General features: G+C 32.7%; 17 protein-coding genes, 2 tRNA genes, 2 pseudogenes and 1 other annotated feature. Of the genes and pseudogenes, 16 read left to right on the forward strand and 5 right to left on the reverse strand.

What is annotated here, in order from left to right:
- Positions 1–272: 272 nt before the first annotated feature.
- From aac(6') to N3C_RS13710, 7 genes are all read left to right on the forward strand, one after another.
- Positions 273–689: an aminoglycoside 6'-N-acetyltransferase gene (aac(6'), locus tag N3C_RS13680; RefSeq protein WP_373432815.1), complete on the forward strand. Its 417-nt coding sequence runs from the start codon at positions 273–275 to the stop codon at positions 687–689.
- A gap of 475 nt (positions 690–1,164) precedes the next feature.
- Positions 1,165–1,560, forward strand: a complete 396-nt coding sequence (locus N3C_RS13685; protein WP_074366575.1) for a hypothetical protein — start codon at positions 1,165–1,167, stop codon at positions 1,558–1,560.
- A gap of 2 nt (positions 1,561–1,562) precedes the next feature.
- Complete coding sequence (locus tag N3C_RS13690) at positions 1,563–1,778, forward strand: helix-turn-helix transcriptional regulator (protein ID WP_074366576.1); 216 nt, start codon at positions 1,563–1,565, stop codon at positions 1,776–1,778.
- A 49-nt stretch (positions 1,779–1,827) separates the two neighbouring features.
- Positions 1,828–2,217, forward strand: a complete 390-nt coding sequence (locus N3C_RS13695) for a GNAT family N-acetyltransferase (protein WP_083604572.1) — start codon at positions 1,828–1,830, stop codon at positions 2,215–2,217.
- 55 nt (positions 2,218–2,272) lie between these two features.
- Complete coding sequence (locus N3C_RS13700; RefSeq protein ID WP_074366578.1) at positions 2,273–2,599, forward strand: serine hydrolase domain-containing protein; 327 nt, start codon at positions 2,273–2,275, stop codon at positions 2,597–2,599.
- 48 nt (positions 2,600–2,647) lie between these two features.
- A complete protein-coding gene (locus N3C_RS13705) occupies positions 2,648–2,938 on the forward strand; it encodes a cytidine/deoxycytidylate deaminase family protein (RefSeq protein ID WP_242944110.1) in 291 nt (96 codons plus the stop codon).
- 122 nt (positions 2,939–3,060) lie between these two features.
- Positions 3,061–3,588, forward strand: coding sequence for a GNAT family N-acetyltransferase (locus N3C_RS13710; RefSeq protein WP_074366579.1), 528 nt, complete (start codon positions 3,061–3,063; stop codon positions 3,586–3,588).
- Between the two features lie 142 nt (positions 3,589–3,730).
- Here N3C_RS13710 and N3C_RS13715 read toward each other — a convergent pair.
- From N3C_RS13715 to N3C_RS13735, 5 genes and pseudogenes are all read right to left on the reverse strand, one after another.
- Positions 3,731–4,039: pseudogene (locus N3C_RS13715) on the reverse strand (2'-5' RNA ligase family protein); the annotation flags it as partial.
- A 24-nt stretch (positions 4,040–4,063) separates the two neighbouring features.
- Positions 4,064–4,300 carry a hypothetical protein gene (locus N3C_RS13720; protein WP_074366581.1) on the reverse strand — a complete coding sequence of 79 codons (237 nt, stop codon included), beginning with the start codon at positions 4,298–4,300 and terminating at the stop codon, positions 4,064–4,066.
- Between the two features lie 38 nt (positions 4,301–4,338).
- The gene (locus N3C_RS13725) at positions 4,339–4,764 is read right to left on the reverse strand and encodes a GNAT family N-acetyltransferase (protein WP_074366582.1); all 426 of its coding nucleotides are present in this window, start codon (positions 4,762–4,764) and stop codon (positions 4,339–4,341) included.
- 67 nt (positions 4,765–4,831) lie between these two features.
- Positions 4,832–5,388 (reverse strand): annotated as a pseudogene (locus N3C_RS13730) (GNAT family N-acetyltransferase).
- A 90-nt stretch (positions 5,389–5,478) separates the two neighbouring features.
- Complete coding sequence (locus tag N3C_RS13735) at positions 5,479–6,303, reverse strand: potassium channel family protein (protein ID WP_074366583.1); 825 nt, start codon at positions 6,301–6,303, stop codon at positions 5,479–5,481.
- A gap of 169 nt (positions 6,304–6,472) precedes the next feature.
- On the opposite strand from N3C_RS13735, the gene N3C_RS13740 reads away from it, so the two are divergent.
- The 9 genes from N3C_RS13740 to N3C_RS13780 form a co-directional block, all read left to right on the forward strand.
- A complete protein-coding gene (locus N3C_RS13740) occupies positions 6,473–6,988 on the forward strand; it encodes an HD domain-containing protein (RefSeq protein WP_074366584.1) in 516 nt (171 codons plus the stop codon).
- 26 nt (positions 6,989–7,014) lie between these two features.
- Positions 7,015–7,530: a transcription repressor NadR gene (locus N3C_RS13745; protein ID WP_074366585.1), complete on the forward strand. Its 516-nt coding sequence runs from the start codon at positions 7,015–7,017 to the stop codon at positions 7,528–7,530.
- An 81-nt stretch (positions 7,531–7,611) separates the two neighbouring features.
- The gene (locus N3C_RS13750) at positions 7,612–9,003 is read left to right on the forward strand and encodes an NAD(P)/FAD-dependent oxidoreductase (RefSeq protein WP_074366586.1); all 1,392 of its coding nucleotides are present in this window, start codon (positions 7,612–7,614) and stop codon (positions 9,001–9,003) included.
- A 9-nt stretch (positions 9,004–9,012) separates the two neighbouring features.
- Positions 9,013–9,372: a DUF1667 domain-containing protein gene (locus tag N3C_RS13755; RefSeq protein WP_074366587.1), complete on the forward strand. Its 360-nt coding sequence runs from the start codon at positions 9,013–9,015 to the stop codon at positions 9,370–9,372.
- Positions 9,373–9,435: 63 nt separating this feature from the next.
- Positions 9,436–9,637: a binding site (T-box leader), on the forward strand.
- Positions 9,638–9,684: 47 nt separating this feature from the next.
- Complete coding sequence (gene serS / locus N3C_RS13760) at positions 9,685–10,965, forward strand: serine--tRNA ligase (protein ID WP_074366588.1); 1,281 nt, start codon at positions 9,685–9,687, stop codon at positions 10,963–10,965.
- 70 nt (positions 10,966–11,035) lie between these two features.
- Positions 11,036–11,470: a DUF2752 domain-containing protein gene (locus N3C_RS13765; protein WP_083604573.1), complete on the forward strand. Its 435-nt coding sequence runs from the start codon at positions 11,036–11,038 to the stop codon at positions 11,468–11,470.
- A 112-nt stretch (positions 11,471–11,582) separates the two neighbouring features.
- A tRNA-Ser gene (locus tag N3C_RS13770) sits at positions 11,583–11,673 on the forward strand.
- A 33-nt stretch (positions 11,674–11,706) separates the two neighbouring features.
- Positions 11,707–11,797 (forward strand) — tRNA-Ser (locus tag N3C_RS13775).
- Positions 11,798–11,997: 200 nt separating this feature from the next.
- The coding region (locus N3C_RS13780; RefSeq protein ID WP_143312687.1) for a methionine--tRNA ligase at positions 11,998–12,782 on the forward strand (785 nt) is incomplete at its 3' end.

A 12,782-nucleotide genomic window follows, 5' to 3' on the forward strand; every position in this document is an offset into this window, starting at 1 on the left:
AGCTGGGAGAGCACCTGCCTTGCACGCAGGGGGGTTGAAGACCTAAATGGTCTTCAACGGGTGCCATGCCGATGTAAATCGGCGCTTTATGGCACCCAGGTAGAGTTCGAATCTCTTTATCTCCACCAAAGAAAGTCATGAACGAAAATTCATTGCTTTTATTTTTATGAAAAAGTAATGTTATAATTAGAATATATAATTCATCATCAAATTAACCGAATTATGAATAAAGGGTTTAATGGGAGGTAAATATCATCATAAAACAAGCAACTATTGATGATTCCAAAGCTGTTGCAGAATTAGCTTTACTATTATGGCCAGACAATGAAATTAGCGATTTAGAAAAAGAAATCACAAATTGCATTGCTTCAAAAAATGAAGCTCTTTTTACTTATTTTCACGGAACTATACCAGTTGCTTTTGCACAATGCAGCCTAAGGAACGATTATGTTGAGGGAGCAGAAACCAGTCCTGTTGGCTATTTGGAAGGGATATATGTAAAGGATGAGTATCGTAATAAAGGAATAGCTAAACAGCTACTTATGGAATGTGAAAAGTGGGCAAAGGATAAGGGATGTAGTGAATTTGCCAGCGATTGTGAATTAAATAATATAGAAAGCTTAAGATTTCATTTATCCCTTGGTTTTGAGGAGGCAAATAGAATAATTTGCTTTAAGAAAAGCTTATAAGGATAGATGTGTACAGCCATTCGAAGTATATGTCATACAAGCAGAAACTTTTCCTGATTTCAATCGTAAAAGATATAAAAAGGAAATAACTTCACAAGGCTTTATTGAATACATAAAGAAACAAGGTGGCATAGTAGAAGACTCTGAGCAGACTGAGAAGAATATACTTAAGGGAAAACTTACTGTGCTAAATATTAAGGGAAAGCATATAGGTGTATTTGAGTATAAGGACAATAAAGAGATTGCAGAAATAATTAAGAACTATATGGTAATGCCTTTTGCAGCTTGATAAAAAGAAGGTGTTGGCAAAATACTCAACCGGTAGTTTTGCAACATCTTCTTTTCAATTTATGATTTAATACTTGAGATTTATTTACAATATTGATATTGACAGGATAAGTGTTATGTTATATATTTATCATATAAGTTACGTATTTATAACATACGTTAAAAATATATAACAAGAGGTGATAATATGAAAAAAGTATTAAAATTAAAAGAAAATGCTATATTATCAAATGGAATTGGCGGTATAGCTTGTATTATATTAGGTATATCTCAGACTGTAAACCAAAGTTACTATTTAAGTATTGTAATTGACATATTAATATTAGCTGGATTTTTTACGTTTATTGTAGCTTATTTCATGAAAACAGAAAAAGAGGATGAAATGGCAATACATAATAGAATTAAAGCAAAAGCTAAGGTTTATGATTTATTTTTAATATTAGTGCTTGTTTTATGGCTTATATCTAAAATAACAAAGGGAGCATGGATGATTGATTTGAAAATACTAACACCATTTATAGTAGGAGGATTTTTTATAGTTGAATGTATATTCTTTCTTAAATATGAAAAGGTCGGTGAATAGTTATGCCAATATTAAGAACAAAAATTCATGAACTCCGTAGAGAATTTAATATGAAGCAAGAGGAACTGGCTAATCTGGTAGGTGTAAGAAGGGAAACAATAGGGCATTTAGAGAATGGAAAATACAATCCATCCTTAAAATTAGCCATGGATATTGCCAAGGTTTTTGGTAAAACCGTAGAAGAAGTATTTGAATTTGTTGATGATGAAGATAAATAAAAGATAATTTAAAAGCAAATTACAGGCGAGTTGATTAGTAGCTATTACTATGACGTTGAAAACCAGATTAGTGTGGAGGATTGCCCTAATTATAAGAAAAGCGGAACTAGAGGATGCAGAAAATTTATTAAATATGCTAAAGCAGTTAGACAATGAAACCAAATATATGATGTATGAACCAGGAGAAAGAAGTACAACTGTAGATGAAATGAAAGATACACTTGAGCAAATGATATCTTCTAATTCCTTGATGCTAGTAGCAGAGGATCAGGAAAGAATAGTTGGTTTCTTATCTGCAGAGAGAGGTTTTGCTAATAGAATAAGCCATAGTGCTTATATAGTTATAGGCATATTGAAAAGCTATAGGGGTAAAAAAATAGGAGCTAATTTATTTAAGGAGCTAATAAATTGGGCCTCTCATAATGATATTGTAAGATGATGATAGGCAGGGTATTAGCCTTGGGGCAGACGGCTTAAGGCTTACCTCTTATGATATGTTGAAGTTTGGTAATCTGTTCTTAAATAATGGTTGTTTCAATGGTAAACAAATAATATCTAGTGAATGGATAAAAGAATCTACAACACCGCTATATATGACTTATAACAATATTGGGCATTATGCATATCATTGGTGGGTATCATCATTTAATAATAAGGGTTTAGAAATAAGTTATTATTTTGCTTTGGGCTATGGCGGCCAATATATAATAGTTGTGCCCAAGTTTAATTTAGTAGTAGTTTTTACAAGCAGGATGTATAACAATTCTTTAAAACCACTATACTTTTTCAAAGAGTTTATTTTAAAAGCAATTGAAATTTAAATCGCCATAGTAATTCATAACCAACTAAGGATATATAGGAGGAATATAATGTTTGAAGAGTTAAAAGAAGAGGATTTTTATCTTATTGAAAAGGCTAAGGATATAATAAAGGCAAACTATGATAGTGAAAATTACAGACATACTGTGGGTTGTGCTTTGAGATGTGCAGATGGTGAAATATATTTAGGTGTTAATGTTTATTTAGCTCATGGTGCTTGTGGTGAAATGATTGCTATGGGTTCAGCCATAACTGCTGGAAAACGAGAGTTTGAATGTATTGTAGCAATTGGAGGCGACAATAGTGATATGATATATTCTCCATGCGGAAATTGTAGGTAGTTGTTAATGGATTATTGCCCAGAATGTTATGTTATAATAAACACCCCTGAAGGAATTAAAAAAACCAAAGCAAAAAACCTAATCCCCTTTGCCTATGAAACACCATTTAGTTGAGAACTAATATGAAAACTATTAATTTAAACTTAGCCAATGGCTATAAAATCAAATCTCTTTCTACAAATGATTGCCATGCAGTTGAGATGTTATGTGGAAAATGTTCTGATTATTATATTTTGGTTGACGGAGTATTACCCACTATAAAAGAAGTAAATGAAATATTTACTGATCTACCTCCAAATAAAAGTTATGAAGATAAATTTGTTTTAGGGATATTTACTAATAATGATAAGTTAGTTGGCTTAGTGGACCTTATAAGGGACTTCCCAACTGTTGGAGAGTGGATGCTTGGATTAATGATTATTGACGCTGACGAGAGAGGTAATGGATTAGGAACAATTGCACATAAAGCATTAAATGAATGGGCAATTAGTTTAGGAGCAAAGACTTTTAGAATAGGTGTAGTTCAAGAAAACTACGGTGCAATGAAATTTTGGTCAGGCTTAGGATATAGAAAGATTAAAGAAGTTGATATGGAATTTGCAGCAAAGAAACATATAGTAAAGGTTATGAGATTGGAATTTTATAACTAGAATCAAGGGACTGTTGCACAATAACAGATTTAATTGTTGTGCAGCAGTCTTTTTTACTCTAGAAGGGGTTAGGGCAGCTTGTCCTAATCATCCGCTTTATTTAACAACTGTTTTTTAAAACAAAGCAACATAGCTATATATTTCAACCTAAATTAACTCTCTTATAGCAATAGTATGTTCCCGGCTCTATATTATCGCTATCATAGTAGAAAAGTGCTAACTCGTTGAAAACTGTTGTGAAGCTTAGATCCTTTTTCTTTAATTCTGAAATGACTTTTTCATATTCAGAGTATGATTTACCTCCTATGGCTATGGTCATGTGAAATTCATAGGCATCACCATCAAAGGCTGCATTACAGGGACCGAATCTTTCTTCTAATCTATTAGTTAAATCCTTATGTATTGAGGATAATTCCTTTGTTTTTTCAGCCTTTAATACCAAAACGCCGGATTCGTATCCGAAAACAGAATTTGGCTATGCAATTAGTTCCTTGAAATGAATGGTTACAGGCTTTAAGATTTTTGAGTAAGCATCAAAAAAACTTTCAAATTCATCGAGATTATTAATGATAAAAGGTTGTTTTAGAGAAAGGTGAAAGGGGAGTCGTGTCATTTCAAAGCCTAATTTACCGATTTTGTTGGCCTCCAGTAATAATTTAGAAGCTAGATTTGAAGTTTCATTATTTGCAATTAATACTATGGTTGCCTTCATTGACTTTCTCCCTATTTCTAATTATTTTTTATAAAAACTTAAATACTCTTCTTTAAAAAATACCTTTTATGACCTTGAGGACATTCATCTAATACTCCAAAAACTTCATACCCATGCTTTAGATAAAAGTCTTTAGCTTGAAAATCAAAGGTGTCCAAATGAATTAGTTGACAGCCTTTTTCTTTTGCTATTGCTTCAATTTCCTTTAGGAGTTTAGAGCCTAAGCCCGTATTTCGATGGTCTTCCTTTACCCATAGCACATCTATGTACAAGCAATTCCAACAATACATCTTGCTAAGTATTCCAGCGATAATTTCTCCATTTAGGTCTTCAATTATCCTATTTATCCATAAAAAATCAATATCCTGCTTTAGTGGTACCTTTGATAAATTGTATTCTACTAGCCTGTCTATAATTAAATCATCTTCACCTTTTTTAGCTTCTCTCACAATATAGTTGTCCATAACTATCCTCCTAAATAACTATCAAAGTATTTATCCCTAGTCAAAGCATAAAAAATCTTATCCTATTCTATCCCCTATAATCCTCTGCCACAAGTCCATAAATTGAACAATCACAGATGCCTTGGTTATTTATATCTCCCTGTTTTATAGTGCCTTCATAAATAAGACCGCATTTTTTCATAACCTTACCTGAGTTGGGGTTTTTTGTATCGTGTCTTGCTTCAATTTGATTTACCTTTACCTCTTTAAAAAAGAAGGATATTAATGCAGATAGAGCTTCCGAGGTTATTCCTTGATGCACCACTTACTACCGATGCAGTAACCAACTTGTACCTTATTAATTCGTTCGTCCATTTCCACTATACTTATAGATCCAATGGGTTCATCCCCATTTGATTTTAATACAATAGCCCATTGATAGAACTTTGGGGCTTCATAGTGTGATACCCAGTCATTTACCACGTATTCTGATATACCTACTTCAGTATGAGTGGGCCAGGTTAGATATTTTGTTACTTCAGGATCGCTAGCCCAATTTTTGAACATTGCTTCTCCATCAGATACCTTAAACCTGCGTAATATTAGCCTATCTGTTTCTAATTCCTTTGTACCTAAATGATTCATTTTAACACCCCTTTAAATTTGTAATTGAAAAAAATGCTGAACTTAAGGTTATTTTTAAGTTTTTAGGATAATTATAACGTAGATGTTTAATTATTTACAAGATACTTTAATAAGTAAAATAGGTATCATAATTACACCTAATATATAAGCACTTAACATCTCTAGCATAGATAAAAGATACATGATGTTGCCTACAGGGTGCATATCTCCATAGCCTACAGTAAAGAAGGTGGTGGCGCTAAACCATATGCAATCAGAGAAGGACTTGTAATCTCTATAATATTGTTTAATAGGATCCTTTAAATAGTTTTCACCAAATATACCGTTAAACCTTTTGGAGGGATAGTTATGTATAATAAAATATATAAAGGCGTTTATAAGTATAATTAAGAGTACAATTAAAGTAATGAAAAGTATGGTTTGTAGTAGGGGAATATGTACTTTGCCCCTGGTCTTACCGTATGAAAGTTTATTATTGATAGAAAGTAGTATCACTATCAGTACTAAATAGATGGATATTATACAAGCTATAGGAGCAAGTTCTATTAAAAATATCCTAGTAAAAGGGAGCTTTCTTTGTATGTAAAGTCTGCCAGGATAGTAGTATATTATTTTAATAAGGCCATAAACAGAAAAGGCAATATTAATTAAGTTTAAGGAAAGTATACGAAGTAGTTCCATGGAGTTTATTTTTAGCTTTTTCTTATTATAATATCTATAGGAAATTAGTAGCATATCTATGAGGTTTATATAAAATAAAGCATAGCTTTTAAACTTAATTAGCAAAATCAACAAAGTAAAGCTTATAATAATGCCTTTTATAGGACTTAAATCTATAGTGAAAGCTAGGTAAACATATATTAAAGAAATAACTAATATTGTTATATAGTAAGCTATAATAGGGATAGCAAGCACCTCCTAATTGGTTTCATTCTTACCTTATATATTTATTAATATCAAATAAATTAATTCACTAAGTTTCTTTAATGTTTCCTTTTAAAAACCCTATTGTTTATAGCAAATAAAAAATATAAAATTAGACTATAGATATTATGTTTTCTAGTATTGCATTAGAGGTGTGCTAATGAGTTTATATAGAGTTAAGCAGTTCTTTTGGGCTGTGTTCAGTAGAATTACCAATGAGGATAAAAAATATATACAGAGATATCTTGATAAGGAGGAGCAGGAACTTTTTTTCAGGTTGTCTGTTTCAGAGCAGAAGCATAGTATTAGGGTTGCTAAAGATGTTGAGAGAAGACTTGAAACTAATGAGATTCAAAGGGCTGTAGACCTAGATAGAGATGAATTTATTAAGGTATCTTTGTTACATGATATTGGTAAAATTGAAAAAAAGTTAAATCCTATTGATAAGTCGGTATTAGTTATTTTAGATAAATTGGCAGGCAATAAGATGAGGAAGATGACTAATATAAAAAAGATAGATGTTTACTATAATCATGCGGAAAAAGGATATATACTTTTAAATAGATTAAATAAGTATAGGGATAGATTTCTCTATTTGGTGAGAAATCACCATGAAAATGATATAATAGGAGACAGTAGTTTAGATATTTTGAGGGCGGCAGATAGTATAAGTTAAATTAGAATTGTAAGGTGATGAGAGCTATGAATTCAAAGGAAAGAAGAGAACGTATACTAAATAAATTGCTAGCAAGTAAAGATCCGAAAAAGGGTCAAGAGCTTGGAGAAGAGATGGGCGTTACTAGGCAGGTTATAGTAAAGGATATTGCCATACTTAGAGCAGAAGGTAATAATATAATAGCTACTCCAGATGGATACATTATAGCATCTGCTCAATCAAATAAGATAAAAAGAATAATTGCAGTTTCTCATAATGAATTACAGATGGAAGATGAATTAAGAACTATAGTTAAATATGGAGCTATGGTGGAAGATGTTATTGTAGAGCATCCTTTATATGGAGAGATGAGGGGGATGCTTATGATTAAAACCCTAAAGGATGTTGAGAATTTTGTGGAAAGATTTGATAAGGGTAAGGCTCAACCTTTATCTAGACTTACAGACGGTGTTCATATGCATACCGTTGTAGCAGATAGCCAAGAAGTAATAGATAATTTGTTAAAAGAGCTTGCAGAAAAGGGGTATTTGGCTTGTGATTAGCCCTTGCTCTCATTGAAGTTCATTTTATAAATATTGTTTTTACTACGGATTTCAGTTGTATATATTAGCGGGAGGATTTATATGGATTATGATGTACTAGTATTAGGGGGAGGAATTATAGGCTGTGCTGTGGCTTATGAACTCTCTAAATATAGTTTGAATATAGCATTAATAGAGAAGGATTATGATATAGCTAGTGATGTGGCCTTAACTAATACTGCCATTGTATATGATGGTGTGGAGTGTGATAATACCTTTATGGCTAAGCTAGAGTTCATGGGCAATTCTATGTTTAGCCAGATTACGGAAAAATTTAATATTCCCTTTAAAAAGTGTGGATCTTTGGTAACTGCTTCTGGCAGCAAAGGGGAGGAAAGATTAAATCATTTATTCAAACAGGCTCAGGATAGAGGAATTGAATATGTGAAGTTACTTTCTGGTGAAGAAGCTAGACGGATGGAACCTTCTTTAAGTAAAAAGGTAACTAAAGCTTTATATTCACCTAATACTGGAGTAACATGTCCTTATGATCTTGCTATAGCTTATGGAGAAATAGCCTTTGATAATGGTGTTAATTTTAGATTGACAGAAGAGGTTTTAGACATAGAGGATATTACCAAAGGGGTTAGGGTAACTACAAATAAGAATAAATTTACCTGTAAGATGGTGATTAATACTACCCCAGGTGAGCATTATAGCATAGATTTAGATAGAAATATAAGTTATCACGAAAAGGAATATATGAATCATTTTCTTTTAGAAAAGCAGGAGGATTTATATTCAAGGATAGTGTTATCCATAGGGGAAGATGGAAAGAATGGCTATTATGTAAATACCTTAAAAGAGTATGATTTGGTTTCTGTTAGGTCAGAGGAAAAATTGAGTCTGAAAAATACTGTGGAAGAGGCTAAGAGATTATTTGACTCTATAGATGAAAAGAGGATAGATAGCTTTTATTCCGTTGGATATAAGGAGGACGATATAGTAATTGATGATAGCTATTTAAGCGATGGATACATAAGAATAATAGGTAAGCATTATGGACATGTAACCATGACACCTTATATAGCAAAAATGGTTTGTGAAACGGTTGTAAGTAATTTGAATGCTAAGCCTAAAAAGGATTTTAAGGATAGGCGTAGAGAAACCTATAATTTTAAAAAGCTATCCAATGAGGAAAGACAAAAGCTAATAGATATGGACAAAAGGTATGGAAGTGTTATTTGTCACTGTAACATGGTAACGGAAGGTGAAATAGTAGATTGCATTAGAAGGCCTTTAGGAGCTAGAACCTTAGAGGGGGTTCAACGCAGAACTGGTGCTACTTTCGGCAGATGTAAAGGAGCTTATTGTCTTAATAAGGTAGTATCTATACTTGCTAGAGAAACCAATCAGCAGGTAACGGATATAGTTAAAAATTCTAAGAAGTCTAAAATTCTATTAAATAGAATAAAAGAGTTTGACAGTGTGTGAGGTGTTGGAATGCTGCAACAAAGTATTTGTTATGGCTGCAGTGAGAAATGCTTGCTGAGCATAGATAAAAAAGGCAATGAAATAATTGTAATTGGAAACAAGTGCTATAAGGGAATTGAGTATGGGAAAGAGAGTCTTAACAATAAAGGAGTGCTTACAACGGTAGTAAGAGCAAAGGGAACTAAGAATCCCAAAGTTGTTCCTGTTAAAAGCACTGCACCAATAGATAAAGGTTTATGGTTGGAATGTTCCAAAGCCTTAAGCAGAATTTATGTATCTCTACCAATAAAAATTGGAGACATTGTATGCAAAAATATCTTAAACACCGGTGTAGATATTGTTTGCACAAAGAATACAGAAAAGTTATAAATCTGAGATAAATATGTTTACTTTTTTAAAAAATTGTGTATATAATAATATACAAAAGATAATATTTAACCGTTGAAGAGGACTAGTAACTTATATAGCTTTTTTAAGAGAGTCAGTGGCTGGTGTAAACTGATAGGCTGTATTTGAGAATCCACCTCTGAGGGACTGTGAAGAGCAGTACGGCAAAACCGTTAAATGTATAAGAGAGAACTGTCTTTATGTGGCAGTTAATTAGGGTGGCAACGCGGAGTCTTTCGTCCCTTTTGGGAGGAAGGCTTTTTTTTATTATAAAAATATAGGAGGTAGAGTTTCATGTTAGACATAAAGAGAATAAGAACCAATCCAGAAGAAGTAAAGAAAGCAATGCTTGGAAGAAGTGCAGATTTCAATGTTTCATTAATTGATGAAGTAGTTAATTTAGATGAAAAAAGAAGACAAATTTTAGTAGAGGTTGAAACTTTAAAAAGCAAGAGAAATCAAGTATCCTCAGAAATTCCAAAGCTAAAGAAAGCAGGAGAAGATGTTCAGCCTATTATGGCAGAGATGAAAAAGATTGGTGAAGATATAAAGGCTATGGACGCAGAGGTTGCTGAAATAGATGATAAAATAAAGAATATAATTTTAAGAATACCTAATATCCCAAATGAAAATGTTCCTGACGGAAAGTCTGATGCAGATAACTTGGAAATTAGAAAATGGGGTGAACCAACAAAGTTTGGTTTTGAACCTAAAGCTCACTGGGATTTAGGTGTAGATCTAAACATATTTGATTTTGAAAGAGCTGCAAAAATAACTGGTTCAAGATTTACAGTATACAAGGCTCTAGGTGCTAGATTGGAAAGAGCTATAATAAGCTACTTCCTAGATACTCATGTAGAGGTAGCAGGCTATACAGAAATATTGCCACCATACATGGTAAATAGAGATAGTATGACTGGTACAGGACAGCTTCCAAAGTTTGAAGAAGATGCTTTCAAGGTAACAAATGAAGATTACTTCCTAATACCTACTGCAGAAGTTCCTGTAACTAATTTATATAGAGATGAAGTACTACCAGGTAGCGAACTTCCAATAAAGCATGTGGCTTACAGTGCTTGCTTTAGAGCAGAAGCTGGTTCAGCAGGAAGAGATACTAGAGGTCTTATAAGACAGCATCAATTTAACAAGGTAGAGCTAGTTAAATTCACAAAGCCAGAAGAGTCTTACGAAGAATTAGAAAAGCTTACAAATGACGCAGAAAGAGTTCTACAAGGATTAGGCTTACCTTACAGAGTAGTTAAGCTATGTAAAGGAGATTTAGGCTTCTCATCAGCTTGTACTTACGATATAGAAGTTTGGATGCCAAGTTACAATAGATATGTAGAAATATCAAGCTGCAGTAACTTTGAAGATTACCAAGCAAGAAGAGCAAATATTAAGTACAAGGACAATCCAAAGGATAAGCCTCAATTTGTACACACTTTAAATGGTTCTGGTGTAGCAGTAGGAAGAACTGTAGCAGCTATTTTAGAAAATTATCAGCAGGAAGATGGATCAGTTATAATTCCTGAGGTATTAAGACCTTATATGAGATGTGATAAGATATCAAAATAAAGCTTATTTTTTAGAGCAGGATAATATACTATAATGTACATTAAGTATTTTTTTAGTGGAAGGGGCTATAATGATTGAAAAAAGAAATATAGCAGTAGAGGTAATACTTAGCATTGTTACTTGCGGAAAGTATTTTGGTATACTTGCAGCTATTGGAGCTGTAAGTATACTTTTTGGCCATATAACCAATAGAAGCATTTGTTTATTTTATAATATTACAGGAGTTCCCTGTCCCGGTTGTGGCATGACTAGAGCATTTTTACATCTATTTAAAGGTAATATTCTGCAAGCTTTTAAGTATAATCCTTTATTTCCCCTAGTTATTTTTATTCCCTTCATGACTAATTTGAAAAAAGTTAGATATATTTATTTTGCAGCAGCTTTAGTTATCATTGTTTGGATTATAAGATTAAAATTATATTTTCCAAATACTGAACCTATGCTTTATATGGAAGATAATTTTATTTCTTATTTAAAGGTTATAATAATAAAATTATTCAAATAAATTTAGGGGAATAGATAGTTTGAGTTCCATATTTTTTGATATAAAAAAATTAATTTTATTATTGACATAAGACACAGTGGTTGATATAATAATACTTGTCATTGAGATACGTGGAAAGATGGTCGAGTTGGTTTAAGGCACCGGTCTTGAAAACCGGCGTGCGGGTGACCGCACCCAGGGTTCGAATCCCTGTCTTTCCGCCATATTTTATTAAAAATATAAACAATGTAGGGCATGGAGAAATACTCAAGTGGCCGAAGAGGCGCCCCTGCTAAGGGCGTAGGTCGGGTAACCGGCGCGAGGGTTCAAATCCCTCTTTCTCCGCCAAGTAAGAACTCGCTAAATGGTGAGTTCTTTTGTTTTTAGCATAATTTAAGTAATGGGTTCATGCTTTTCCATGAATCCCAAAAGGTTTTCAATTGACTTTTTACCTCTTGCGTGATATTATTAAAAAAGTTAAAAGTTAAATAATAACTTAAATTCTTAATTATTTCACTTAATTTTAATTTAGGAGGAATAAGAATAGAATGAAAAAAAAGATAATGGTAGGTGGAGCATGGCCATATGCAAATGGTTCTCTTCATATAGGTCATATGGCTGCACTTGTACCAGGTGATATAATCGCAAGATATCATCGTGCTAATGGTGATGAAGTAATATATGTTTCGGGTAGTGATTGTCACGGAACCCCTATTTCTATACGTGCAAAAAAAGACAATGTTCAACCAGAAGAGATTGCTAACAAATATCATGAGGAATTTGTAGATTGTTTTAAACGATTAAACTTTACATATGACAAGTACGCAAATACAATGCATCCTTTTCACAAAAAATTTGTTAAGGATTTCTTTTCAGCATTAATTGAGAACGGAAGTTTTTATGAAAAAGAAGAGAATCAAGTGTATTGTGAACACTGTAATCAATTTCTCCCAGACAGATATGTAAATGGTATCTGCCCAAACTGTGGTAGCGAAGCTCGTGGTGATCAGTGTGACAATTGTGGTTCACTTTTTGAACCAGACAAACTAAAAGACATTAAATGTGCAATTTGCGGTAATTCTCCAATATTAAAACCATCTAAACAATTATATTTGGATATGCATGCGCATATATCGGAATTAAGTGATTTCGTTTCACTTCATAAAGAGTGGCGCTTTAACGCAATTAATGAATCTGAAAAGTATATTAAAGACGGAATTCAGGATCGTGCAGCGACAAGAGATTTAGATTGGGGAATAGATGTTCCTAAAGAAGGGTATGATGGCAAAAAAATATATGTTTGGTTTGATGCTGTTCTTGGATATTTATCAAT

Origin of the sequence: Clostridium sp. N3C, assembly GCF_900095445.1 — a bacterium.
Lineage (GTDB): Bacteria > Bacillota > Clostridia > Clostridiales > Clostridiaceae > Clostridium_AU.